This window comes from Streptomyces sp. NPDC046900, assembly GCF_040644975.1.
Classification (GTDB): Bacteria; Actinomycetota; Actinomycetes; order Streptomycetales; family Streptomycetaceae; genus Streptomyces.
In genome coordinates this window covers 164,664-190,104 of the sequence record NZ_JBEYXD010000002.1, presented here as the reverse complement: position 1 = coordinate 190,104, position 25,441 = coordinate 164,664, and the positions used below count along the sequence as shown (strand labels likewise).

18 protein-coding genes and 2 pseudogenes are annotated in these 25,441 nt (G+C 70.6%); 10 read left to right on the top strand and 10 right to left on the bottom strand.

Annotated elements, in window-relative coordinates; all coding sequences use genetic code 11:
• Window positions 1-103: 103 nt before the first annotated feature.
• Window positions 104-1,003 (bottom strand): hypothetical protein, encoded by a 900-nt coding sequence (locus tag ABZ904_RS03005; RefSeq protein ID WP_361820792.1) that lies wholly within the window; start codon window positions 1,001-1,003, stop codon window positions 104-106.
• Window positions 1,000-2,079, bottom strand: coding sequence for an SPFH domain-containing protein (locus tag ABZ904_RS03000; RefSeq protein WP_361820789.1), 1,080 nt, complete (start codon window positions 2,077-2,079; stop codon window positions 1,000-1,002). Before ABZ904_RS03000 ends, ABZ904_RS03005 begins: the two co-directional genes overlap by 4 nt.
• Before the next feature lie 162 nt (window positions 2,080-2,241).
• On the opposite strand from ABZ904_RS03000, the gene ABZ904_RS02995 reads away from it, so the two are divergent.
• The 3 genes from ABZ904_RS02995 to ABZ904_RS02985 all read left to right on the top strand — a co-directional run bounded on the left by ABZ904_RS02995 (window position 2,242) and on the right by ABZ904_RS02985 (window position 6,207).
• A complete protein-coding gene (locus ABZ904_RS02995) occupies window positions 2,242-3,471 on the top strand; it encodes an arginine deiminase (RefSeq protein WP_359394234.1) in 1,230 nt (409 codons plus the stop codon).
• Between the two features lie 136 nt (window positions 3,472-3,607).
• The gene (gene argF / locus ABZ904_RS02990) at window positions 3,608-4,615 is read left to right on the top strand and encodes an ornithine carbamoyltransferase (protein ID WP_359394236.1); all 1,008 of its coding nucleotides are present in this window, start codon (window positions 3,608-3,610) and stop codon (window positions 4,613-4,615) included.
• Between the two features lie 137 nt (window positions 4,616-4,752).
• Window positions 4,753-6,207 (top strand): amino acid permease, encoded by a 1,455-nt coding sequence (locus tag ABZ904_RS02985; protein ID WP_359394238.1) that lies wholly within the window; start codon window positions 4,753-4,755, stop codon window positions 6,205-6,207.
• Here the strand turns inward: ABZ904_RS02985 and ABZ904_RS02980 are convergent.
• Entirely contained in the window at window positions 6,167-6,616 is a 450-nt protein-coding gene (locus ABZ904_RS02980; RefSeq protein WP_359394240.1) for an ATP-binding protein, read from the bottom strand. The two genes, ABZ904_RS02985 and ABZ904_RS02980, sit on opposite strands and share 41 nt — an antisense overlap.
• A gap of 321 nt (window positions 6,617-6,937) precedes the next feature.
• Between ABZ904_RS02980 and ABZ904_RS02975 the strand changes: the two genes are divergently transcribed.
• On the top strand, window positions 6,938-7,765 hold the full coding sequence (locus ABZ904_RS02975) for an enoyl-CoA hydratase family protein (protein WP_359394242.1): 828 nt from the start codon (window positions 6,938-6,940) through the stop codon (window positions 7,763-7,765).
• Window positions 7,766-7,767: 2 nt separating this feature from the next.
• Window positions 7,768-10,113 carry a bifunctional salicylyl-CoA 5-hydroxylase/oxidoreductase gene (locus ABZ904_RS02970; protein WP_360989850.1) on the top strand — a complete coding sequence of 782 codons (2,346 nt, stop codon included), beginning with the start codon at window positions 7,768-7,770 and terminating at the stop codon, window positions 10,111-10,113.
• 42 nt (window positions 10,114-10,155) lie between these two features.
• Here ABZ904_RS02970 and ABZ904_RS02965 read toward each other — a convergent pair whose 3' ends face one another.
• Both ABZ904_RS02965 and ABZ904_RS02960 read right to left on the bottom strand, forming a co-directional pair.
• Entirely contained in the window at window positions 10,156-10,968 is an 813-nt protein-coding gene (locus ABZ904_RS02965) for a PaaX family transcriptional regulator C-terminal domain-containing protein (RefSeq protein WP_360989853.1), read from the bottom strand.
• Window positions 10,969-10,983: 15 nt separating this feature from the next.
• Window positions 10,984-12,698 (bottom strand): annotated as a pseudogene (locus ABZ904_RS02960) (AMP-binding protein).
• A 134-nt stretch (window positions 12,699-12,832) separates the two neighbouring features.
• Between ABZ904_RS02960 and ABZ904_RS02955 the strand changes: the two are divergent.
• The 3 genes from ABZ904_RS02955 to ABZ904_RS02945 all read left to right on the top strand — a co-directional run bounded on the left by ABZ904_RS02955 (window position 12,833) and on the right by ABZ904_RS02945 (window position 15,018).
• Window positions 12,833-13,960, top strand: a complete 1,128-nt coding sequence (locus tag ABZ904_RS02955; RefSeq protein WP_359394249.1) for an acyl-CoA dehydrogenase family protein — start codon at window positions 12,833-12,835, stop codon at window positions 13,958-13,960.
• Window positions 13,957-14,355, top strand: a complete 399-nt coding sequence (locus tag ABZ904_RS02950; RefSeq protein WP_361820782.1) for a RidA family protein — start codon at window positions 13,957-13,959, stop codon at window positions 14,353-14,355. Before ABZ904_RS02955 ends, ABZ904_RS02950 begins: the two co-directional genes overlap by 4 nt.
• 243 nt (window positions 14,356-14,598) lie before the next feature.
• Window positions 14,599-15,018, top strand: coding sequence for a DUF6299 family protein (locus tag ABZ904_RS02945; RefSeq protein ID WP_360989863.1), 420 nt, complete (start codon window positions 14,599-14,601; stop codon window positions 15,016-15,018).
• 96 nt (window positions 15,019-15,114) lie between these two features.
• Here ABZ904_RS02945 and ABZ904_RS02940 read toward each other — a convergent pair whose 3' ends face one another.
• The 3 genes from ABZ904_RS02940 to ABZ904_RS02930 form a co-directional block, all read right to left on the bottom strand.
• Window positions 15,115-16,644: a UDP-N-acetylglucosamine 1-carboxyvinyltransferase gene (locus ABZ904_RS02940; protein WP_359394257.1), complete on the bottom strand. Its 1,530-nt coding sequence runs from the start codon at window positions 16,642-16,644 to the stop codon at window positions 15,115-15,117.
• Between the two features lie 66 nt (window positions 16,645-16,710).
• Window positions 16,711-16,908, bottom strand: coding sequence for a DUF4236 domain-containing protein (locus ABZ904_RS02935; RefSeq protein WP_360989866.1), 198 nt, complete (start codon window positions 16,906-16,908; stop codon window positions 16,711-16,713).
• A gap of 101 nt (window positions 16,909-17,009) precedes the next feature.
• Entirely contained in the window at window positions 17,010-17,390 is a 381-nt protein-coding gene (locus tag ABZ904_RS02930; RefSeq protein ID WP_359394261.1) for a DUF2267 domain-containing protein, read from the bottom strand.
• A gap of 291 nt (window positions 17,391-17,681) precedes the next feature.
• Here ABZ904_RS02930 and acnA point away from each other — a divergent pair, with 291 nt between their 5' ends.
• Window positions 17,682-20,396, top strand: coding sequence for an aconitate hydratase AcnA (gene acnA, locus ABZ904_RS02925; protein WP_361820777.1), 2,715 nt, complete (start codon window positions 17,682-17,684; stop codon window positions 20,394-20,396).
• A gap of 103 nt (window positions 20,397-20,499) precedes the next feature.
• Here acnA and ABZ904_RS02920 read toward each other — a convergent pair whose 3' ends face one another.
• Both ABZ904_RS02920 and ABZ904_RS02915 read right to left on the bottom strand, forming a co-directional pair.
• Window positions 20,500-20,865, bottom strand: a complete 366-nt coding sequence (locus tag ABZ904_RS02920; protein WP_359394265.1) for a hypothetical protein — start codon at window positions 20,863-20,865, stop codon at window positions 20,500-20,502.
• A 1,006-nt stretch (window positions 20,866-21,871) separates the two neighbouring features.
• Window positions 21,872-23,510, bottom strand: a pseudogene (locus ABZ904_RS02915) (discoidin domain-containing protein); the annotation flags it as partial.
• Between the two features lie 448 nt (window positions 23,511-23,958).
• On the opposite strand from ABZ904_RS02915, the gene ngcE reads away from it, so the two are divergent.
• Window positions 23,959-25,407 (top strand): N-acetylglucosamine/diacetylchitobiose ABC transporter substrate-binding protein, encoded by a 1,449-nt coding sequence (gene ngcE / locus ABZ904_RS02910; RefSeq protein WP_359394267.1) that lies wholly within the window; start codon window positions 23,959-23,961, stop codon window positions 25,405-25,407.
• Window positions 25,408-25,441 lie beyond the last annotated feature (34 nt).

Below are 25,441 nucleotides of genomic sequence, written 5' to 3'. Positions count from 1 at the left end.
AGGCGGCCGGCGGGGCCTCCGTGAGTCCGTCGCCGTGATCCGCCGACGTCCGACGCCGGGGCCCGCTCGCTTCGAGTGGGCCCCGGCGCTCGGCGCGGCCCCCTCAGTCCACCAGCCGCAACCGCTCCTCGCACACCCCCACCCGGACCGTCTGGCCCCACGTCAGCTCCATCGCGTCCCGCTCCATTCCGTCGCCGAAGGCGATCAGACGCTCGGATTCGACGGTGAGTCTGAGGCACGACGGGGCGGTGAGGTCGCCCGACACCAGGGACGTGCCAGTGACGGGGGAGGGCCAGGCCTCGCGGACGAACCACAGCAGGCGGTCGTCCGTGGGGCGGGGGAGCGGGAGGGCGCCGTCCCGTTCCCGCCAGAGCGACAGAAGCCAGCCGGTGGCCCCCGTCCCCGTCCCCACCAGCACTCCGGACGAAGCCTGGGCCTCGGCGACACCCCCGTCGCCGTCGAGGCCCAGGCGGTAGCGGGCGGTCTGATGACCGGCGACGCCCAGATAGATCTCGTTGAGTGCGACGAGCCGCTGGGTGTCGTCGGCGACGGCCTCGACCATGGTGAGTTCGTCGACGCCGGTGCCCTGTGCGCGGGCCGCCGGCAGCAGGGCCGCGGCGTTCCGCGGCCGGTGCCGCACCAGCACCCCGGGATTGCGTCCGGGCTCGGCGTCGATCCCCACCACCGGCTGGCCCGCCAGGTATTTGGCCACGTTCGCCACCAGCCCGTCCTGCCCCACCACGACCACCACGTCCTCGGGCGCGAACAGGAACCTGTCCAGGTCCGACCGCTCCACCCGCGCCTGACGCCAGGTCAGCGGCACCGCCGCCGCCACCTCGGCCAGCGCCTCCCGCGCACGCCGGTGCCGTACCTGCACCTCGTCGATGGACCGTCCCCGCGACGCCAGGAAGAACGCGGCCTGCCCATGCGTGCCGTGCCGGGCCAGCAACTCCTCGTACTCCGTGGTGCGGTGGACCAGCACGGCCCGCGGGGCGAGGCTCACGCCCGTTCCCCGGCGGCCGTCCCGCCCAGCCGGGACAGCAGCCCGGTGAGCACATCCGGCGACACCGTCACGCTGTCGATCCGCGGCAGGTTGTCGGCGAGCCGTGTCCCGGTCAGCGCGTGCAGCGTCGCCACGTCCACGTCCGCGTGCACCCGCAGCCACGCCGCCTGCGCCCCGGCCCGCGCCTCGCCGAGCTCCCGGGCGGCCCGCGCCTCCGCCTCGCCGAGCGCCACGGTCCGCCGGGCCTCGGCCTCGCCCAGCCGCACGGAACGGGTGGCCTCGGCATCGGCGAGCCGGACCGTCCGTGCGGCCTCCGCCTCGGCGCGCACCGCGTCCGCCGCCGCGTGCTCCTCCGCCTCGCGCCGCGCGTTCGTACCGCGCTGCTCGACCAACTGCTCCTCGCGCCGGGCGAGTTCGATCTGGCTGGCCAGTTCGTTCTCGGCGATGGCGCGCTCCCGTTCCACGGCGACGGCCCGGCGTTCGTACGTCGCCCGGTCCGCCTCCTGCTGGATCTGCTCGCGGGCCGGGGTACGCAGAGCACGTTCCACCTCGGGCTCGGGACGCAGCGCCACCACCCGGACGGCGACCACTTCGATACCGGTCGCGGGCAGCCGGGGCTCCGCCGCCAGCCCGGCCGCGACCCGCTCGCGTACCGCCGCGACGCCGTCGACCAGGGCCGCCGACAGGGGCGTCCGGGCCAGCACGTCCAGGGCATGCTGCTGGGCGGTCTCGGTCAGCAGTGTGGAGAGCTGCTCCAGCGGCGCGCCCCGCCACACGCCCGTGTCGGGGTCGATGGAGAAGTCCAGCCGTGCGGCCGCGACACCGGGGTCGCTGATCCGGTACGTGACCGTGGCCTGCACCGCCACGTCCTGGAAGTCGGAGGTGCGGGCGTGGAACGTCATCGCCAGTTCCCGGTCGTCCACCGGCACTTCGGAGAGCGCGGCGGTGAGCGAGCGGTACCAGAAGCTGAGCCCCGGCCCGTCGTGGACCAGGCGGCCCGCCCGGTGGTGCCGGATGTGCGCGGTCGGCGCCCCGCGCAGATGACGCCAGCCGAAGCGCCGTGTGATGTCGGCCATGTGTCCGCTGCCCCCTCCTGACGAGAGCCCGTGAGGCCCTCTTCTTTATCGTCATGGAGACGATAATGAGGTGCGCCACTTATCGTCAAGGGGACGAAATCAAACGGTCGGGTTCGCGCCGAATGAAGGGTGAACCGGGACCTGAGTGGTCAGGATGGAGGCATGGGATTCCATGTCGACTCCGAGGCCGGGCGGCTGCGCCGCGTCATTTTGCACCGGCCGGACCTCGAGCTGAAGAGGCTCACCCCCAGTAACAAGGACGCGCTGCTCTTCGACGACGTGCTGTGGGTGCGCCGGGCGCGCGCGGAGCACGACGGGTTCGCCGATGTGCTGCGCGATCGTGGAGTCGTCGTCCATCTCTTCGGTGATCTGCTCGCCGAGGTCCTGGAGATCCCGGCCGCTCGCTCCCTCGTCCTGGACCGGGTCTTCGACGAGAAGGAGTACGGGCCGCTCGCCACCGACCATCTGCGCGCCACCTTCGAGACGCTGCCCGCCGCGGAGCTCGCCGATGCCCTCGTCGGCGGTATGACCAAGCGCGAGTTCCTGGAGGCCCACCTCGAGCCGACGTCCGTGCGGTTCCATGTGATGGAGCTCGACGACTTCCTCCTCAGGCCCCTGCCCAACCACCTCTTCACCCGCGACACCTCCGCCTGGATATACGACGGTGTCTCCATCAACGCCATGCGCTGGCCCGCACGACAGCGCGAGACCGTCCACTTCGAGGCGATCTACCGGCACCATCCGCTCTTCAGTCACGAGGACTTCCATGTGTGGTCCCAGGGGCAGGCCGACTACCCCTCCACCATCGAGGGCGGGGACGTCCTGGTCATCGGCAGCGGCGCCGTGCTCATCGGCATGAGCGAGCGGACCACGCCCCAGGCCGTGGAGATGCTCGCGCACAAACTCTTCGCCGCGGGCTCGGCCCGCACCATCGTCGCGCTCGACATGCCCAAGCGGCGGGCGCTCATGCACCTCGACACGGTGATGACCATGGTCGACGGCGACACCTTCACCCAGTACGCGGGGCTCGGCATGCTCCGCTCCTACACCATCGAGGCCGGCGCCGGGGACAAGGAGCTGAAGGTCACCGACCACCCGCCGGAGCACATGCACCGGGCGATAGCCGCCGCACTGGGGCTGAGTGAGATCCGGGTGCTCACCGCCACGCAGGATGTGCACGCGGCCGAGCGCGAGCAGTGGGACGACGGGTGCAATGTGCTGGCGGTCGAGCCGGGAGTGGTGGTGGCGTACGAGAGGAATGTCACGACCAATACGCATCTGCGCAAACAGGGAATCGAAGTGATCGAGATCCCGGGAAGTGAGCTGGGGAGGGGGAGAGGCGGCCCCAGGTGTATGAGCTGTCCGGTGGAGCGGGACGCCGTCCCGAGGTGAACGCGGGTGCCGGCGGGCGCTGTTCGCGTCCGACCGGAGGCGCCCGGCCGATGTCACGCATAGAAATGTTGAGGATCGTATAGACTTCCATTCGTCCTCTTGTTCGTCCTGCCCCTTCGTACCCTGGAGCGCCCTGATGGCGACAGCCCCGACCGCCCTCACGGGACGTCACTTCCTCAAGGAGCTGGACTTCACCGCGGAGGAGTTCCGTCACCTGGTCGAGCTGGCGGCCGAGCTCAAGGCCGCCAAGAAGGCCGGGGCCGAGACCCCTCGCCTGCGGGGCAGGAACATCGCGCTGATCTTCGAGAAGACCTCGACCCGTACGCGGTGCGCCTTCGAGGTCGCCGCCGCCGACCAGGGCGCGCACACGACCTATCTGGACCCGACCGGCTCACAGATGGGGCACAAGGAGTCGGTCAAGGACACCGCCCGGGTGCTCGGCCGCATGTTCGACGCCATCCAGTACCGGGGGCATGCGCAGGGTGTCGTCGAGGAGCTGGCCGCCTACGCCGGGGTTCCCGTCTACAACGGACTCACGGACGAGTGGCACCCGACCCAGATGCTCGCCGACGTCCTCACCATGACCGAGCACAGTGACAAGCCGCTGGCCGGGATCGCCGCCGCCTATCTCGGCGACGCCCGCTACAACATGGGCAACTCCTACCTCGTCACCGGCGCGCTGCTCGGCATGGACGTCCGGATCGTCGCGCCCCGGCTGCTGTGGCCGGATGCCGCGATCGTCGAGGTGGCCCAGCAGCTCGCCATCACCTCCGGGGCGCGCATCACGCTCACCGACGACGTGAAGGAGGGCGTACGCGGAGCGGACTTCGTCGCCACCGACGTATGGGTGTCGATGGGCGAGCCCAAGGAGGTCTGGGACGAGCGCATAGCGCTGCTCGCCCCGTACGCCGTCACCATGGATGTGCTGCGCGCCACGGGCAACGACGCCGTCAAGTTCCTGCACTGCCTGCCGGCCTTCCACGACCTCGGTACCGCCGTCGGCCGCGAGATCCACGCACGGCACGGGCTGACCGAGCTCGAGGTCACCGACGAGGTCTTCGAGTCCGAGCACTCCGTCGTCTTCGACCAGGCGGAGAACCGCATGCACACGATCAAGGCGGTCCTCGTCGCCACCCTCGCCTGACCGGACCGGTGTGCCGCTGTCGCAGCGGGCGCCGGAGACCCTCCCGTACGATCCTCGGCGGATCCGGAACCACCCCTTCCGTGATCCGCCACGCGGCGAACCCGTCGCGACGCACCACCGAAAAGAGCACCATCCGTATGCCCGGCAGTCCCGCCAACCCCTTCCGTATCAAGTCCCCCGAGCTGCTCGTCGCCGAGGCCGGCGCCGATCTCGCGGGCCACGGCCTCAAGCGCCACATGGGCCTGTTCCAGCTCGTCTGCTTCGGCGTCGGCGCGATCGTCGGTACCGGCATCTTCGTGGGTCTGTCCGACTCGGTCGCCCAGGCCGGGCCCGCCGTCGTCGTCTCCTTTGTGCTCGCCGCGCTCACCTGCGTCTTCACCGCGTTCGCGTTCGCCGAGCTGGGCGGTGCGATCCCGGTCTCCGGGTCCTCGTACTCCTTCGCCTACGCGGGCCTCGGGGAGGGCACGGCCTTCCTCGTCGGCTGGTGCCTGCTGCTGGAGTACGGCGTGTCCGTGTCGGCCGTCGCGGTCGGCTGGAGCCAGTACGTCAACGAACTGCTGCACAGCCTCACCGGGTGGCAGCTGCCCGCCGCGCTCTCCGCCGGGCCCGGCGACGGCGGGGTGGTCAACCTTCCCGCGGTGATCGTCATCGCCCTGGCCTCGGTGCTGCTCGTGCGCGGCGTCCGGGAGAGCGCCCGGGCCACCGCCGCCATGGCGGTCCTCAAGCTGGCCATCCTCGTCGCCTTCTGCGCCATCGGGTTCACCGCGTTCAAGCACGGCCATCTGACCCCGTTCTCCCCGGCCGGGCTCGGCGGCATCGGGGCCGGCACCACGGCCGCCTTCTTCTCGTACATCGGCTTCGACGCGATCACCACCGCGGGCGAGGAGGCCAAGAACCCGCGGCGGGACATCCCCGTGGCGATCCTCGTCTGCCTCGGCCTTGTGACGCTGCTGTACTGCGCGGTCGCCGTCGCCGCGATCGGTGCGATCGGCGGTCCGGCGGTGGCCGGCCGGCCCGCGGCGCTGTCGTACGTGGTCAACCAGGTCACCGGTTCCACCGTCGGCGGCGGTGTCATCGCCTTCGGCGCGGTCCTCGCCATCGCCTCGGTCGTGCTCACGGTGATGTACGGGCAGACCCGCATCCTGATGTCCATGTCCCGCGACGGGCTGGTCCCCCGTGTCTTCGAGCGCGTCTCCCCGAAGACGTCGACGCCGGTCACCGGCACGGTGATCGTGGCGGTCGTCTTCGCGGTCCCGGCGGCCTTCGCCTCGCTGGACGCCGTGGTCGGCCTGTGCACCATCGGCACGCTCGCCACGATGGCCGTGGTCAATGTGGCGGTGATCGCCCTGCGCCGCAGGGCACCCGGCCTGGCCCGCAGCTTCCGGGTGCCGCTGTACCCGCTGGTGCCGCTGCTCGGGATCGGCTTCTGCCTGTACCTGATGTACGAGACGGGCTGGACGACCTGGGTGCAGTTCGCGGTGTTCCTGGCGGCCGGGTGCCTGGTGTACGCGCTCTACGGGCGCCGGCGCTCCCGGCTGGTCGCGGGCGCCGTCACGCCGGACGCCACTGCCGTGGAACCACAGGCAGTCTGAACCACACCGCCTTGCCGGACGCGGTCGGGCGGTGACCGCAGGCCGAGCTCAGGCTGCGGATCAGCAGCAGGCCGCGCCCGTGCTCCTGCCAGGGGTCGGGAACCTCCGCCGCCGGGCGGGTCAGACTGCCGGGCGGCTCCGGGTCGGGGTCGTGGACCTCGACCTTGCAGCCCGTCGGCAGCAGCTCGACCACCAGCTCGATCGGCCCCTCACCCGTGGCGTGCTCCACCGCGTTCGCGACCAGCTCCGCCGTGAGCAGCTCCGCGGTGTCGCTGTCCGCCGCATGCTCCAGCTCCGCCAGCGCCGTGCGGACCAGGGCACGGGCGACGGGCACGGCCGCGGCGGTGTGCGGCAGCGCGACGCGCCAGGAGGCGGGGGCGGGCGGTTCGTACAAGGCGGATCCGTTCATGGCGCAGGTCGTCCTGCTTTCAACTACAGGGCATGGTACGGCGCGCCCCGCAGGGAGCGGTCGCCGGGCTTCGCCCGGAGCCCTCGTCGGCTCCGGCAGGGGGCTGCCTACCCGGGACGACGCCCGGCCTTGCGCCGCGGCGCAGGTCGTTACCGGCCTGTCGACGAGCTGTGACGTGACGCCGGGACCGACGTCGGCCAGGATTTCCCGCTCCCGCACACTGTCTTATCGCGCACTCGTGACGACAGTCACGAACAAGTGATAACTTCGTCACAGAGAAGCAGCGCGGACAGCCGCCCCCGTCCGAGGAGGCCGCACCACATGAGTCCCTTCACCGGCTCCGCCGCCCGTACCTCCGACTGGCGTCACCTCAGATGCGTCATCGCCAACGGGGTCGCCACCGTCACCCTGGCGCGCCCCGAGAAACTCAACGCGCTCACCTTCGGCGCCTACGCCGACCTGCGCGACCTGCTCGCCGAGCTGTCCCGGGAGAAGTCCGTCCGGGCCCTCGTACTGGCCGGCGAGGGCCGGGGCTTCTGCTCCGGCGGCGACGTCGACGAGATCATCGGCGCCACGCTGTCCATGGACACCTCCGAGCTGCTCGACTTCAACCGGATGACCGGGCAGGTCGTACGGGCCCTGCGGGAGTGCCCGTTCCCGGTGATCGCGGCCGTGCACGGCGTGGCCGCAGGCGCGGGCGCGGTGCTCGCGCTGGCCGCCGACTTCCGGGTGGCGGATCCCTCGGCCCGCTTCGCCTTCCTCTTCACCCGGGTCGGGCTCTCCGGCGGCGACATGGGGGCCGCCTATCTGCTCCCGAGAGTCGTCGGACTCGGCCATGCGACCCGGCTGCTGATGCTCGGCGAGCCGGTGCGGGCACCCGAGGCCGAGCGGATCGGGCTGATCAGCGAGCTGACCGAGGAGGGCCACGCCGACGAGGCGGCCCAGGCGCTTGCCCGGCGGCTCGCCGACGGCCCGGCGCTCGCGTACGCCCAGACCAAGGCGCTCCTCACAGCCGAGCTGGACATGCCGCTCGCCGCCTCCGTCGAGTTGGACGCGGCGACGCAGGCCCTGCTGATGAACGGCGAGGACTACGCCGAGTTCCACGCCGCCTTCACCGAGAAGCGGGCGCCGAAGTGGCAGGGGAGGTAGCCATGGCGGCGGTCCACCCGACGGCGGCGCGGCAGGCGCTACGGGTCGCCGTCATCGGCGGGGGCCCCGGCGGCTTGTACGCCGCCGCCCTCCTCAAGCGTCTGCACCCGGCTCGCGAGGTCACCGTCTGGGAGCGCAACGCCCCCGACGACACCTTCGGCTTCGGTGTCGTCCTGTCCGACGAGACCCTCGGTGGCATCGAGCACGCCGACCCCGTCGTCTACGCGGCGCTGCAGGACGAGTTCGTGCGCTGGGACGACATCGACATCGTGCACCGGGGCGTCCGTCACACCTCCGGCGGCCACGGGTTCGCCGCCCTCGGCAGGCGCAGGCTGCTGCAGATCCTGCAGGAGCGCTGCCGCTCCCTCGGGGTCGACCTGCGCTTCGGCTCCGAGGCCCCGCATCCCGCGCGGCTCGCGGAGTCGTACGACCTGGTGATCGGCGCCGACGGCGTGCACAGCGCCACGCGCCAGGCCTACGCCGAGGTGTTCCGGCCCTCCGTCGAGGAGCACCTCTGCCGCTACATCTGGCTCGCCGCCGACTTCGCCTTCGACGCGTTCCGCTTCGAGATCGCCGAGACCGAGCACGGCGTGATGCAGCTGCACGGCTACCCCTACTTCCGCCCGTCGCCGGACCAGGCGGGGCCCTCGGGGCCGCAGGACCAAGGCGCCTCCACCGTGATCGTGGAGATGCGTGAAGAGGTGTGGCGGGCGGCCGGCTTCGCGGAGCTGGACACCGCCGAGACCATCGAGCGCTGCGCCAAGACCTTCGCGGAGGCGCTCCACGGCATGCCCCTGCGGTCCAACAACTCCGCCTGGACCACGTTCCGCACGGTCGTCAACGAGCGCTGGTCGCACGGCAACCTGGTCCTCCTCGGCGACGCCGCGCACACCGCGCACTTCTCCATCGGCTCCGGCACGAAGCTGGCCGTGGAGGACGCGCTGGCCCTGGCCGCTTGTCTGGAGGAGCACGCCTCGCTGCCGGATGCCCTGGCCGCGTACGAGGAGGAGCGGCGCCCGGTCGTCGCCTCCACGCAGCGCGCGGCCCGGGCCAGCCTGGAGTGGTTCGAGAACCTCGGGCTCTACGTCGGCCAGCCGGCCCGGCAGTTCGCCTTCAACCTGCTCACCCGCAGTCGCCGGGTCACCCATGACAACCTGCGGCTGCGCGACCCGCACTTCACCGCGTCGGTGGAGCGGGACTTCGGCTGCCCGCCCGGCACACCGCCGATGTTCACCCCCTTCCGGCTGCGCGGTCTGAGCCTGCGCAACCGGGTCGTGGTCTCGCCGATGGACATGTACTCGGCGGTGGACGGGGTTCCGGGCGACTTCCACCTCGTCCACCTGGGCGCGCGGGCGCTCGGCGGAGCCGGCCTGGTCATGACCGAGATGGTGTGCGTGAGCGCCGAGGGCCGGATCACACCGGGCTGTGCGGGTCTGTACACCGGTCGGCAGGGGGAGGCGTGGCGGCGGATCACCGACTTCGTGCACACCAGTGCGCCGGGCACCGCGATCGGCGTGCAGCTCGGGCACAGCGGCCGCAAGGGCTCGACCAAGCTGATGTGGGAGGGCATGGACGAGCCCCTGGAGGGGGGCAACTGGCCGCTCGTGGCCGCCTCCCCGATCCCGTACAAGCCCGGGAGCCAGACACCCCGCGAGCTGTCCCGCGCGCAACTGACCGACATCCGCGAACAGTTCGCGGCGGCCGCCTGGCGGGCCGCGCGCAGCAACTTCGATCTGCTCGAACTGCACTGCGCCCACGGCTATCTGCTCTCCGGATTCCTCTCGCCGCTCACCAACCGCCGTACCGACGGCTACGGCGGCACCCTGGCGAAACGGCTGCGCTTCCCCCTGGAGGTCTTCGACGCCGTACGGGCGGTGTGGCCCGAGGAGCGGCCCATGACCGTGCGGATCTCCGCGACGGACTGGGCCCAGGGCGGCACGACGGCCGAGGAGGCCGTGGAGATCGCCCGCGCCTTCGCCGCTCACGGCGCCGACGCGATCGATGTGTCGACCGGGCAGGTGGTGGCCGAGGAGCGACCGGCATTCGGACGTTCGTACCAGACCCCGTACGCCGACCGGATCCGCCAGGAGATCGGCATCCCGGTGATCGCCGTGGGTGCCATCTCGTCCTGGGACGACGTCAACTCGCTGATCCTGGCCGGGCGTACGGATCTCTGCGCGCTCGCCCGGCCGCATCTGTACGACCCGCACTGGACGCTGCACGCGGCGGCCGAGCAGGATTACAGCGGGCCGGGCGTGGCGTGGCCGGCGCCCTACGGGGCCGGCAGCAGGCGCCCGCAGACGGGACGCACGGATGCCCCCAAGCCCCGGCTCACCCTGGCCGGTTGAGCCGAGCCCCGCGCGCCGGGGAGCGCGGTTGGGGCGGTGGGGTCACACCCCCGCGAAGGCCGCCCCCGCGTCCCGCAGCCGCTCGTGCAGAGCCCGGAAGACAGCGGCCGAGCGGGCGCCCGGCCAGTCCACGGGAAGCAGCTCGGCGGGCAGCCCGGGGTCGACGTACGGCAGATGGCGCCAGGAGTCCAGAGCGAGCAGATAGTCGCGGTACGCGTCCTCGGGCGGAGTGGTCGGGCGGGCCTCCCAGCCTTGCAGCACGGGCGCGTGGCGTTCGAGGAACGCCTCGTGCTGCCCGGCGATCGCGGTGAGGTCCCACCAGCGTGCCACCGCCCGGACGGTCGGCGTGAAACCGAGATGGTCGCCGCGGAAGAAGTCCACGTACGGGTCGAGCCGCAGCCGCTCCAGGGTGTGCCGGGTCTCCTCGTACAGGCGTGCCGGGGCGATCCACACGCCGGGAGCCGCGGTGCCGAAGCCGAGCCCGGCGAGCCGGGAGCGCAGCAGGTGCCGCTTCTGCCGTTCCGACTCCGGCACGGAGAACACGGCGAGCACCCAGCCCTCGTCCTTGGGCGGAGTAGTCGCGTACACGCGCCGGTCGCCGTCGTCGAGGAGCTGCCGTGCGTCCGGCGACAGCGCGTACCCGGCTGCCCCCGTGGCCGTGCGGGCCGGCACGAGCAGTCCGCGTCGTTTCAGCCGTGACACCGACGAGCGGACCGAGGGCGCGTCCACGTCCACCGCGGCGAGCAGCCTGATCAGCTCGGCCACCGGCACCGGGCCGGGGGCGAAGCGGCCGTAGGCGCCGTAGAACGTGACGATGAGGGACCGGGGAGCGTGCTGATCGGACACGCTGATCACTCTAGGACGTCCGCGTCACCCATGATCACCTTCTGCGGCAGCGGAGTTGGCGTCCGGGCGGGCCTCGGCCGCCGTCCCCGCCGCAGGGGTGAGATGGGTACGCAACCGGAAACGCTGGAGTTTGCCCGTCGCCGTGCGTGGCAGCGCGTCCAGGAAGACGAACTCGCGCGGCATTTGTACGGCGCGAGCTCGGACGTCAGGAACGCGCGCAGTGCGTCCGGGTCGGGGGCGGCGCCGGCCCTGAGGACCGCGTACGCCACCACGATCTGCCCGCGGGCCTCGTCGGGCTGCCCGACGACCGCCGTCTCGACCACGTCGGGATGGCGCAGCAGGGCTTCCTCCACCTCGGGTCCGGCGATGTTGTAGCCGGCCGAGATGATCATGTCGTCGGCGCGCGCGACATAGCGGAAGTAGCCGTCGGGGTCGCGGACATAGGTGTCGCCCGTGATGTTCCAGCCGTCCCTGACGTACTCCTGCTGCCTCGGATCGGCGAGGTAGCGGCAGCCGACCGGGCCGCGTACCGCGAGCAGTCCCGGTTCGCCGTCGGGCACAGGCCGGCCGTTCGCGTCCTGCACGCGCGCGTGCCAGCCCGGTACCGGCACTCCGGTGGTTCCCGGACGGATCCGGTCGTCCGCGGCGGAGATGAAGATGTGCAGCAGTTCGGTGGCGCCGATGCCGTTGATGACGCGCAGGCCGGTGCGCTCGTACCACGCCTGCCAGGTCGTCGCGGGCAGGTTCTCGCCGGCCGACACACAGCGTCGCAGCGATGTGATGTCGTGCCCCTCCAGCTCGCCGAGCATCGCACGGTAGGCGGTCGGTGCGGTGAACAGCACGGAGACGCGGTGCTCGGCGATCGCGGGCAGCAACTGCCCGGGCCCCGCCTGTTCGAGCAGCAGGGCGCTGGCACCGGCCCGCAGCGGGAAGACGACGAGCCCGCCGAGACCGAAGGTGAAGCCGAGCGGGGGACTGCCCGCGAAGACGTCGTCGGGGCGCGGCTGGAGTATGTGCCGGGAGAAGGTGTCCGCGATGGCCAGCACGTCACGGTGGAAGTGCATACAGCCCTTGGGGCGGCCCGTGGTGCCCGAGGTGAAGGCGATCAGCGCCACGTCGTCGGCCGCCGTGTCCCCGGGCGGGAACGGCTCCTCGGACGCCGGCAGGTGCAGCAGGTCGTCGGGGGAGTCGCCGCCGTAGGTGGTGATGTGCAGCCCAGGGACGTCGGCCTTCACCAGGTCGTCGACCACGCGCACGTCGCACAGGGCGTGGCCGACCCGGGCGATCCCGCAGATCGTGTGCAGTTCGTGCGGGCGCTGCTGGGCGAGCACCGTGACGGCGACCGCGCCCGCCTTGAGCACCGCGAGCCAGCAGGCCGCGAGCCAGGGGGTGGTGGGGCCGCGCAGCAGGACGCGGTTTCCGGGGACGACGCCCAGCCGGGTGGTGAGGGTGTGCGCGATCCGGTCGACGCGGGCGCGGAGCTGTCCGTAGGTCCACACCTCGCCGTCGGCGGTGCGGAAGGCGGGGCGTTCCGCGGCGGTCCCGGCGAGCAGTTCGGCCGCGGCGTTCAGCCGTTCGGGGTAGCTGAGCTCGGGCAGGTCGAAGCGGAGCTCGGGCCACTGTCCGGGCGGCGGGAGATGGTCGCGGGCGAAGGTGTCCCGGTGGGCCGTGCGGGCGGGGCGTGCCGCGGCAGCGGTGCTCGCGGTGTCCGTGGAGCTGGTGGCGTCCCTCGGTTCCATGGCCGTTCGCCCCTCGTCGTGGTGGGCTCGCGCATCGAGCGTATCGTGTTGGTGACGACAGTCAACAGTCCGCGATACGGTCGGACGGTCAGCCCGGCCGGGCCGGGTACGCGGTCAGGGAGAGGGGACCGGCAATGACCGCATTCTCGCTCGATCCCGAACAAACCGCCTTCTGCTCGGAGCTGCGCGCCTGGGCCGAGCAGCGGCTGCGCCCGCCGGCCGAGAAGGGCGAGCCCGGCCACGTCAACCGCGAACTCCTCACCGAGCTCGGCCGGCTGGGGCTGCTGGACCGGCTGTTCACCTCGGGCGCGCTGGATCTGTGCCTGATGCGCGAGTCCCTCGCGTACGCCTGCACGGAGGCGGAGACGGCGCTTGCCCTGCAGGGCCTGGGCGCCCATCCGGTGCACGCGTACGGCACACCGGCTCAGCGCACCCGCTGGCTCCCCGGCGTCCGGGCCGGCACCACGGTGGCCGCCTTCGCGCTGACCGAGCCGGACGCGGGCTCGGACGCGGCGGCGCTGTCGCTCACGGCCGAACCCGATTCCGCGTCCGGCTGGCGGCTCACCGGTGAGAAGTGCTGGATCTCCAACGCCCCCGAGGCGGACTTCTACACCGTCTTCGCGCGCACCACCGCGGGTGCCGGCTCCCGCGGCGTGACCGCCTTCCTCGTACCCGCCGACCGCCCCGGCCTGACCGGCAGCCCGCTCGAGATGCTCTCCCCGCACCCCATCGGCAGCCTCGCCTTCGACGCCGTACCCGTCACCGCCGACGACGTCATCGGCGAACCCGACCGGGGCTTCCGGGTCGCCATGGGCACCCTCAACCTGTTCCGCCCCAGCGTCGGCGCCTTCGCCGTCGGCATGGCGCAGGCGGCCCTCGACGCGACGCTCGCCCACACGGCCCGGCGGGACGCCTTCGGCGGCAAGCTGAAGGACCTTCAGTCCGTCGCCCACCAGGTCGCCGAGATGGCCCTGCGCACCGACGCGGCCCGCCTGATGGTCTACGCGGCGGCGACGGCGTACGACGAAGGCGCCCCGGACGTCCCGCGGCGTGCCGCCATGGCGAAGCTGCTCGCCACCGAGACCGCGCAGTACGTCGTCGACGCGGCCGTCCAGCTGCACGGCGCCCGCGCCCTGCGCCGCGGCCACCTCCTCGAACACCTCTACCGGGAGGTGCGGGCGCCCAGGATCTACGAGGGCGCGAGCGAGGTCCAGCGCGGCATCATCGCCAAGGAGCTGTACGCCACCGTGGAGGCCCCGTGACCAGCGAGCGCATCAACCCGCCCACCCTCTCCCCAGCCACGGGCTTCTCGCACGCCGTCGTCGCGACCGGGTCCCGGCTGGTGTTCCTGGCCGGGCAGACCGCGCTCGACGAGAACGGGAAGGTCGTCGGCGACTCCCTCGCCGAGCAGTTCGAGCGGGCGCTCACCAACCTGCTCACCGCCCTGCGGACGGCCGGTGGCACCCCCGCCGACCTCGCCCGCGTCACGGTCTACGCGACCGACGTCGCCGACTACCGCGCCCACGCCCCCGAACTCGGCCGTGTCTGGCGGGACCTGGCCGGCCGCGACTACCCCGCGATGGCCGTCGTGGGCATCACCCGCCTCTGGGACGAGCAGGCCCTCGTGGAACTGGACGGCTTCGCCGTGCTTGCGTAGGCCCGGCCGGGAACCTGCGCCGGGTGCTCTGCGGTGGGCGGGGGCACATGCTCCGTCCCGCCGCCCGCCGCCCGCCGCCCGCCGCCCGCCGCCCGCCGCCGGCCGGACGGCGTGATGCCCTGCGGGCCGCTCAGGGGCGGTCCGACGACGGCCGGTGCGGACTCGCCACCGGACGGGTGAAGGTCACCTCACCCGGTGCGGCCTGCCGGTACCTGTGGAGTCCCCCACTTCAGGAGGTTCTCCATGTCCGTACGCCAGGTCATCGTGGTCGTCGGCGCCGTCCTGCTCCTGTCCGCCGCCCCAGCCGCGGGCGCGCTGTCAGGTCGGCACGACGAGGTGACCGTCGACCGGACCGGTCACCTCTTTGCCGACGGCACGGTCACCCTCTCCGGCACCTACCGGTGTCTGCGCGGCAGCGGCCCCGTCTTCGTCTCGTCCTCCCTCTCCCAGGGGGACCGCCGCGTCAGTCACGGTGTCGGCGGCACCCTGGCCCACTGCGACGGCGCCAAGCACCGCTGGACCAACTCCGAGACGCTCCGGGGCGCGTACACCCCGGGCCGGGCGCACGTCGAGGCCACCCTGACGGAGCTGAGCGCCACCGACCTCCCGCTGCCCCGCTTCCACGCGGTACGGGAGCAGGGCATCAGACTCGTCCGGGACTAGTGCCCCCGGTGGCCGCCCGGTGGGCGGGCGGCCGCCGGCCAAGGACGCGCGGCCCGCGCGCCCCCGGCCGGCCGGTCCGGACGCCGGTCGCCGCCGTCAGATGTTCCGGAACGTCTCGATCTGCGCGCCGACCGAGTTGAGCCGCTCGGCCAGGTCCTCGTAGCCGCGGTTGATGACGTACACGTTCCGCAACACGGACGTGCCCTCCGCTGCCATCATCGCCAGCAGCACGACCACGGCGGGCCGCAGCGCGGGCGGGCACATCATCTCGGCGGCGCGCCAGCGCGTCGGGCCTTCGACCAGCACCCGGTGCGGGTCGAGGAGTTGCAGCCGTCCGCCGAGACGGTTGAGGTCGGTCAGGTAGATCGCGCGGTTGTCGTAGACCCAGTCGTGGATCAGCGTCTTGCCCTGCGCGGAGGCCGCGATGGCCGCGAAGAACGGGACGTTGTCGATGTTCAGGCCCGGGAACGGCATCGGGTGGATCTTGTCGATCGGCGCCTCCAGCTTGGAGGGCCGCACAGTCAGGTCCACCAGCCGGGTCCGGCCGTTGTCGGCGACGTACTCGGGCGTGCGGTCGTGGTCGAGCCCCATCTCCTCCAGCACCGCGAGCTCGATCTCCAGGAACTCGATCGGCACCCTGCGCACCGTCAGCTCGGACTCGGTCACGACCGCGGCCGCCAGCAGGCTCATGGCCTCGACCGGGTCCTCGGAGGGGCAGTAGTCGACGTCGGCGTCGATGTTCGGCACGCCGTGCACGGTGAGCGTGGTGGTGCCGATGCCCTCCACCTCGACGCCGAGCGCCTCCAGGAAGAAGCACAGGTCCTGGACCATGTAGTTGGAGGAGGCGTTGCGGATGACCGTGACCCCGTCGTGGCGGGCGGCCGCCAGCAGCGCGTTCTCGGTCACGGTGTCCCCGCGCTCGGTCAGCACGATCGGCCGTCCGGGGACGACGGACCGGTCCACCACGGCGTGGTAGTACCCCTCGGTGGCGGTGACGTCGAGCCCGAACCGGCGCAGCGCGATCATGTGCGGCTCGACGGTGCGTGTGCCCAGGTCGCAGCCGCCCGCGTACGGCAGCCTGAAACGGTCCATACGGTGCAGCAGCGGACCGAGGAACATGATGATGGAGCGCGTACGGCGGGCGGCCGACGCGTCGATGGCGTTCAGGTCGAGGTCGGCGGGCGGCACGATCTCCAGGTCGACGCCGTCGTTGATCCAGCGGGTGCGCACACCGATCGACCCGAGCACCTCGAGCAGGCGGTACACCTCCTCGATGCGCGCGACCCGGCGGAGCACCGTGCGGCCCTTGTTGAGCAGCGACGCGCACAGCAGGGCCACGCACGCGTTCTTGCTCGTCTTCACGTCGATGGCGCCGGACAGCCGGCGACCGCCGACCACCCGCAGATGCATGGGACCCGCGTAACCGAGGGAGACGATTTCGCTGTCCAGGGCTTCACCGATTCGGGCGATCATCTCAAGGCTGAGGTTCTGATTGCCACGCTCGATGCGGTTCACGGCACTCTGACTGGTGCCAAGCGCCTCGGCGAGCTGGGCCTGAGTCCAGCCACGGTGCTGCCGGGCGTCACGGATGAGCCTGCCGATGCGTACGAGGTAGTCGTCTGACATGAGGTTGAGGTTATCTCAGATATGAGATGGCGCCTCTTGGGGGGGGTCCGTTTGGGTGAGTGACCGTCAGTGACTCCTGGTGGAACGGGTGCGACGCCACCCGAAAGGTCCCGGCAAATCCATCGATGTCGTACGCCGTCCCGTGCTGCTGCGCGTGTGGCGGGGCCCGCTCTTCCCGCCGGTGGTGATGGACCAGGAGTGCCTGTTGATGTTCAGGCGCACTCCGGGCAGGATCCGGAACGTCTTGCGGAACGTGAGTGACATGCGAGGGCTCCTTCCGGTTGCCGACTCGGTCCGGATACCCCGGCTCGCCGAACTGATGGCATACCGAAGGCTGTCGGGACGCGGAGCGGGCGGGGAAGTGCTCAGCCGGCGGACTCGAGGGTGCGGGAGAACTCGGCCCCGAGCTGCGACATCAGATGCTTGAACTCCCTCTCGGCGACGGCCTCGCGCAGGACCACCAGTACGGCGCGGATGCCCCGGTCCACCTCGTCCTCCTTGAGCATGTTGCGCTCGGCCACCCGGAGCACCGTGTCCTCCCAGCCGAAGTGCTCGATGCGTGTCGTGGTCCCCCGGTGCACGGACTCCGCCAGGCCGTCCGGGAGCTCCGCCTCCAGGTCCCGGGCGTCGACCGTGCTCAGCCGGTGGGTGAGTGTCTCGAGGGTGGCCCGGGTGAGGTCGGCCGCTTCCTGCCGGGTGAGCCCTGTGCGCTCGGAAACCGTCCGGATGAACTCCTTCTCGTCCATGCCCGCACTCCTTCGCTGCCGTGCCGTCGGAGGGCCTCGGCCCTTCCGGCCAGCGTGACACGGGGTGGCGGTACGTGCTCGGCCACGCCGAGGGCAGGGCGGAGCGGGGCCGGGCATGACCATCCCGCCCCCATGTACTAGAGTTATCTCGACATCGAGATATCTGCCGGGGCGCCCTGCAGCCGCCGACTTGGTAAGGTTTGCCTAACTAAGTCTTACCTTAGCTGATCGGCCAAGTCGTCGTGGCGGCAGGATTGCGGTGGTACGCGCACATCAATGAAGGAGACTGTCGTGTCGGCGAACAGCTTCGACGCCCGCAGCACGCTGCAGGTGGGCGACGAGTCGTACGAGATCTTCCGGCTGGACAAGGTGGAGGGCTCGGCCCGCCTGCCGTACAGCCTCAAGGTCCTGCTGGAGAACCTGCTCCGCACCGAGGACGGCGCGAACATCACCGCCGACCACATCCGCGCCCTCGGCGGCTGGGACTCCCAGGCCCAGCCGTCGCAGGAGATCCAGTTCACGCCGGCCCGCGTGATCATGCAGGACTTCACCGGCGTCCCGTGTGTCGTGGACCTCGCGACCATGCGTGAGGCCGTGAAGGAACTGGGCGGCGACCCCGCCAAGATCAACCCGCTGGCCCCCGCCGAGCTGGTCATCGACCACTCCGTCATCGCCGACAAGTTCGGCACGAACGACGCCTTCAAGCTGAACGTCGAGCTGGAGTACGGCCGCAACAAGGAGCGCTACCAGTTCCTGCGCTGGGGCCAGACCGCCTTCGACGAGTTCAAGGTCGTCCCGCCGGGCACCGGCATCGTCCACCAGGTGAACATCGAGCACCTGGCCCGCACGGTCATGGTGCGAGGCGGTCAGGCCTACCCCGACACCCTGGTCGGCACCGACTCCCACACCACCATGGTCAACGGCCTCGGCGTCCTCGGCTGGGGCGTCGGCGGCATCGAGGCCGAGGCCGCGATGCTCGGTCAGCCGGTCTCCATGCTCATCCCGCGCGTCGTCGGCTTCAAGCTCACCGGTGAGCTCAAGCCCGGCACCACCGCCACCGACCTGGTGCTGACCATCACCGAGATGCTCCGCAAGCACGGTGTGGTCGGCAAGTTCGTCGAGTTCTACGGTGAGGGCGTCGCCGCCACCTCTCTCGCCAACCGCGCCACCATCGGCAACATGTCGCCGGAGTTCGGCTCCACCGCCGCGATCTTCCCGATCGACGACGAGACCCTGAACTACCTGCGCCTGACCGGCCGCAGCGACCAGCAGGTCGCGCTGGTCGAGGCCTACGCCAAGGAGCAGGGCCTCTGGCTGGACCCGAAGGCCGAGCCGGACTTCTCCGAGAAGCTCGAGCTGGACCTGTCCACGGTCGTCCCGTCGATCGCCGGCCCGAAGCGCCCGCAGGACCGCATCGTCCTGGCAAACGCCGCCGAGCAGTTCAAGGTCGACGTCCGCAACTACGTCGACACCGCCGACGAGGCGGGCAAGGAGTCCTTCCCGGCGTCCGACGCCCCGGCCTCGTCCAACGGCGTCCCGACCAACCCGGTCCAGGTCACCGCCCCCGACGGCACGACCTACACCCTCGACCACGGTGCGGTGACGGTCGCGGCCATCACCTCCTGCACCAACACCTCGAACCCGTACGTCATGGTCGCCGCCGCCCTGGTGGCGAAGAAGGCGGTCGAGAAGGGCCTGACCCGCAAGCCGTGGGTCAAGACCACCCTCGCCCCGGGCTCGAAGGTCGTCACCGACTACTTCGACAAGGCGGGTCTGACCCCGTACCTCGACAAGGTCGGCTTCAACCTGGTCGGTTACGGCTGCACCACCTGCATCGGCAACTCCGGCCCGCTGCCGGAGGAGGTCTCCAAGGCCGTCAACGACCACGACCTCGCGGTCACTTCGGTCCTCTCCGGCAACCGGAACTTCGAGGGCCGCATCAACCCCGACGTCAAGATGAACTACTTGGCCTCCCCGCCGCTGGTCGTCGCGTACGCCCTCGCGGGCTCCATGAAGGTGGACATCACCAGGGACGCCCTCGGCACCGACCAGGACGGCAACCCGGTCCACCTGAAGGACATCTGGCCGACCGAGGCCGAGGTCAACGACGTCGTGGCCAACGCCATCGGCGAGGACATGTTCAACAAGTCCTACCAGGACGTCTTCGCCGGTGACGCCCAGTGGCAGTCGCTGCCGATCCCCACCGGCAACACCTTCGAGTGGGACGCGGAGTCGACGTACGTCCGCAAGCCCCCGTACTTCGAGGGCATGCAGATGGAGCCGGCCCCGGTCACCGACATCGCCGGTGCCCGTGTCCTCGCGAAGCTGGGCGACTCGGTCACCACCGACCACATCTCCCCGGCCGGTGCGATCAAGGCCGACACCCCGGCCGGCAAGTACCTCACCGAGCACGGTGTGGAGCGCCGTGACTTCAACAGCTACGGCTCGCGCCGCGGCAACCACGAGGTCATGATCCGCGGTACGTTCGCCAACATCCGCCTGCGCAACCAGATCGCGCCGGGCACCGAGGGCGGCTACACCCGCGACTTCACCCAGGCCGACGCGCCGGTGTCGTTCATCTACGACGCCTCGCGCAACTACATCGAGCAGGGCATCCCGCTGGTCGTCCTGGCCGGCAAGGAGTACGGCTCCGGCTCGTCCCGCGACTGGGCGGCCAAGGGCACCGCGCTGCTCGGCGTGAAGGCCGTCATCGCCGAGTCCTACGAGCGCATCCACCGCTCGAACCTCATCGGCATGGGCGTTCTGCCGCTCCAGTTCCCGGAGGGCCAGAGCGCCGAGTCCCTCGGCCTGACCGGTCGGGAGACCTTCTCCATCTCCGGCGTCACCGAGCTGAACGAGGGCACCACGCCGCGCACGGTCAAGGTCACCACCGACAGCGGTGTCGAGTTCGACGCGGTCGTCCGCATCGACACCCCCGGTGAGGCCGACTACTACCGCAACGGCGGCATCATGCAGTACGTGCTCCGCAACCTGATCCGCAAGTAAGCGGTCAGGGCCGCCCGTTGGCGGTCCGGCACGGTCGCCATCGGGCCGCAACCCCGGCAAGGGGTTGCGGCCCGATGCCTTTGCCCCGCCCGTGCGGGGCCCCTCAGATCCACCCCGCGGCCTGAGCTATCGCGAACGGCGCCGGGACCAGGGTGGTCATGCCGAGCCACAGGTTCAGCGGTCTGCCCTCCTGCCAGGGCATGAGGATGTCCACGACCAGGATCATGCCGAGGACGAACGCGCCTCCCAGCACCGCGCCGAGCGTCATGCCGATCGCATGGTCGGGCGACTGCTTGGCGCAGCCGAACCCCCCGCCGCAGGGCATCAGCGCATAGCGGCTGAGCAGCCAGCGCACGCACACGCCCGGGACGATCGCGGCCATCCCGATGAGGAGGTTCGCCACCGCGGCCGCCCACCAGGAACCGGCGGTGTCCTCCTTGTGGCCACCGTCCGTACCGGAACCGTGCACAGTGCGCCCTCTCCCCGCTCGCCGTGTCCGTACAGATAGATGACCAGGGGAGCACTCGGGTTGCCCCGCGCGCCCCCCAGGGCGGCCAACACCGCTCCCACGAGTGACGTTTGGTGGCTCGGGGAACACGTCGGGTTGATGCACCGGCGTCGTCCGTGCGGGGGTGGCGGGGGTGCGCACGGCGAAGGGGGCACCTTGCGGGCCGGCGTCCTCGCCCCGGTTCCGTGGATGACGGAACGTCAACATCCGGTGTCGGCCGCGTGGTTCGGGGTACTCGGGTGGACCGGGTGGCCGGTGTGTTGAGCCACCCGGTCCGCGAGCCGGTCCGACACGGGGGGAGAGGGTCGGACCGGGTGATAAGTGGCTTGTGCGCTGCCCGCGCCGGCGACAACGTTGTCGGAATGGTCTGTACATGACTGTACTCCCTGAACAGACAACGATGTCAAGGTCGTTCGCCCGTAAAGCTGACACTGGGCGGGAACGGGCCCGGACCCACTCCGTCCAGGTGCCGCGGGCGCCCGCGATGAGCAGGCTCTGGTCGACGAAGCCCGAGGGCATCCGTACGTCTTCTCGGCGCTCGGCATGTATCCGCAGGTGCCTTCCCAGGCCGAACTCGTCCTGGCTTCACCCCAGTTCCCGCGTGTCCCCCGAGGGAAGACGAGCGGCGGGCGCGGAGGGAACTCCGCGCCCGCCCTGTCCATGCGGTGGGTCAGGCCAGCAGCTCCACCTCCGCCAGGGTCGGCGCCCCGCTCAGGACCAGGCGGTAGTGCGTGTACGAGCCGGTGCGCGGGATCGAGAACGCCCTGGTCTGCCGGTCCCAGGCGAAGAACTCACCCGAGCGTTCGTCCAGGGTGGTCCACTGCGCGCCGTCCTGGGAGCCCTGCAGGGTCCAGCCCGTGGGTGCCTTCGTGTGGTCCGCCGGCGACGTCAGCGTGTACTGCGCCGCCTTGGTGGCGCCCGTGACCGGAAGGTCCACGCTTGTCACGTCGGCCTCCGTCGCCGACGTGTTGTCGAACAGCGCTCCGTCGCCCGTGAACCGCAGCACCGCCGCGTGGTCCGTCGGCGTCATCTCCGCCTTCAGCCCGTTCTCGAAGGTGACCCCGTAGTAGTACGGGCGCGCGATCTCGTTCTGGTGCCGGAAGGCCAGCCCCCGTGCCGCACGTCCGGTGTCCGGGGTGCCGGAGACAGCCGACGGCATCACCTGGAACGTCTGCCGGTCGCCCATCCACGGGCTCGGCTCATGGCTGGCGCTGAACGCCTCGATGGTGGGCAGATTGTCGTCGTTGTTGGCCCGGGCGTAGTCGTACAGCCAGCTCAGCGACCCCGCGTTGGTCACCGGAGTCCAGAAGTTGAAGCCGTGCGGCACGGCCGTCGCCGGGAAGTCGTTGCCCCGGGAGAAGGCGCCGCTGGAGTTGGTCCCACGGGTCGTCAGCGCGTAGTCGGGCAGGTGCGCCTTGGGCTTGTCCGGCGGTGCGACCTTCAGGGCGACGTCGTCCAGCCAGCCGCGGAACCTGGCCGGCCCCTTGGGCGAGTCGTAGGCGACCAGGATCCGGTCCACGGTCTTGCCGGCCGCGACCGACCCGATCTGCGACGCCACGTTGTTCCACTGGTTGACGTACAGGGCCTTGGCCGAGCCCTGCCCCTGCGGGGTCAGCGCGAACCCGTGCCGGTCGAGCGTCCCGAGGCCGCTCAGATAGGTCCCGTCGGTGAAGGCCAGGTCGACGGAGACGTTCGTGGCGTCGTAGTCCCGGTCCCCGTCCGCCATCGACGGGAAGATCCGGTACGACAGCCGGGTGTCCCGCTCGACGCGCACGTTCACGTCGAGGACCTTGTTGTACGAGTACGCCCGTTCGTCGTGTGCGTCCCCGCGTACCGCAGCGCCCGCTCGCCCGTGAAGCCCATGCCCGCCTTGGCGGTGGGGGAGCCGATCGGGCCGCGGTCCACCAGCGTGCGCATGTCCTTGGGCGTGGGCTCGGTGCTGGTGCCCGTGGAGAACTGCACGTCGGCGAGTTGCAGGAGGTCGGCGCCGTGGTTCTTGGCGATGTCCAGCCGGAAGTGCTGGTACCCGGCCGGCTCGGCGAGATCGTAGGAATGCGTCTGGAAGCGCTCGCCGAACGACTCGCCGGTGCGGGTGTCGAGGGTCTTCCAGTCCTTGCCGTCCGTGGAGCCCCGCAGGGTCCAGTCGGCCGGGTCGCGCTCCGCGACGTCGTTGGCCGACGTCAGGGCGTAGGTCACGACCTTGACCGGCGCGTCGAAGTCGAACTCCACCCAGCCGGTCGGGGCGAACGTGAGCCACTTGGTGCCCGGTTCGCCGTCGATCAGGTTCTCCTTGACCTCACCGCCGCCCGTGTTCTCCGCGCTGGCCCGGACACCGCTGACCTCGTCCGTCACATTGCCCGGGATGCCGGTCGTATAACCGCCGTCCACGCCAACGCCCTCTTCGAACCGTCCGCCGCCGTGTCGACGGTGTTCAGCCATGTCGACGCGGGCTCACCCGCTTCGAACGACGAGGCGAACTCCCGGTCGGCGGCCGCCGCCTGGGCGGGAAGTGCCGTGGCCGCGCCCTGTGCGGCCACGAGCAAAGCGAAGGCGGCCGTTGCGACGACCGCCGTCGGAGCCCATCTGTGCCGAGATCTGTGCTGCATACGCAAGCACCCTCCCTGCGCTGAGAAAATGTGGACAACGTTGTCAACTCGCTGCGCAAGGACCAGTAGGTAGTCAAGTGACCCATGGTGTCAACGGTGTTGGATGTGGCATTCGGGCTCATTGTGGTTGATATCCCATTCGTGGGGCGCACGAGCATCCCGTATTTCCGCGAGGTCTCAACTCGGAAAAGCAAAGCGTCAACCTTGCATTCGATCTTGCCCAGTTGGCGGGAAGTGGACTATACCTGTCGGCGTCCCGGCGGCCATCTGTGCGGCGGCTATGGACAGGTATGACCGGTGGGAATCGGGGGGCGGCTGCGTTTCGGACATGGCCGACTGTCGTACCACCCGACTAATCCCTCGTGCACGACCCCAGCTTCACCATCACCGCGGTGCCGGGGAGGATCCGGTTCACCGCCTGAGTCCTGGAGAAGGCGAGGACTTGAGCATGGGATCCACTTCCGGCGAGAACACCACCCGCCAAGGCGTCGGCCGCCGCGATCTGATCAAGCGGTCCGCCGCGCTCGGTCTGATCACCGTCCCCACGATGAGCTTCCTTTCCGCGTGTGCCAGCGGTGGCGGGGGCGACGACTCCGGTAACAAGGAAACCAAGGGGACGACGTCCAAGACGAACCCCTTCGGTGTGGAGAAGGGCGGCAAGCTCGACGTCGTCATCTTCAAGGGCGGTTACGGCGACGACTATGCCAAGGCGTGGGAGGGCGATTACCAGACGAAGCTGGGCATCACCTCGACCCACACCGGCACCCAGGAGATCACGGGCAAGCTGCAGCCCCGCTTCAACGCCGGCAACCCGCCGGACATCGTGGACGACTCCGGCGCCCAGCAGATCAAGGTCGACGTGCTGTACAAGAACGGCCAGTTGCTGGACCTCGCCGAGGTCCTCGACGCGCCGTCCGTCGACGACCCGAGCAAGAAGGTCCGCGACACCCTCATCCCCGGCACCCTCGACCCGGGCGTGCAGGAGGGCAAGGTCGTCGCCCTCAACTACATCTACACGGTGTGGGGCCTCTGGTACTCCGGCAAGCTCTTCAAGGAGAAGGGCTGGGACGCGCCGAAGACCTGGGACGACTTCCTCGCCATCTGCCAGGACGCCAAGAAGCAGGGCATCGGTGGCCTCGCCCACCAGGGCAAGTACCCGTACTACATCAATGTCGCCATCATGGACATGATCGCCAAGAAGGGCGGCATCGACGCCGTCAAGGCGATCGACAACCTCGACCCGAAGGCGTTCGTGGGGTCCGACGCCGCCAAGGCGGGCATCGAGGCGGTCTACGAGGTCGTGGAGAAGGGCCTGTTGATGCCCGGCACGAACGGCCTGACCCACACCGAGTCGCAGACCCGCTGGAACCAGTACAAGGCCGCCTTCATCACCTGCGGCTCCTGGCTGGAGAACGAGCAGCTCAAGCAGACCCCGGCGGACTTCGACATGAAGTTCCTGCCGATGCCGCTGCTGTCCGGCAGCCAGATGCCCTTCGAGGCGATCCGGGCCGGCTCCGGCGAGCCCTTCATCATCCCCGCCAAGGCCAAGAACCTGCCCGCGGCCAAGGAGTTCATGCGGCGGATGCTCTCCAAGGAGTGGTCGACGCTCTTTGCCAAGCAGGCCAACTCGCTCACCATCCTCCAGGACGGGGTCGATTCGAGCGTGACGCTGCGTCCGGGTACGCAGTCCACCGTCGAGGCGTCCAAGGCGGCCGGTTCCAACACCTTCCGCTACCTCTACCCCGACTGGTACAGCGAGATGGACACCGCCATCCAGAACGCGTCCAACGAGCTCATGGCCAAGCGCATCCAGCCCGCGGAGTGGCTGAAGCGCTGTCAGGCCGCGGTCGACAAGCAGGCCCAGGACCCGGCCAGCAAGAAGAACCACCACGACTGAGCTCGCTCGACCGACCGCATTCCGGGCCGGAAAC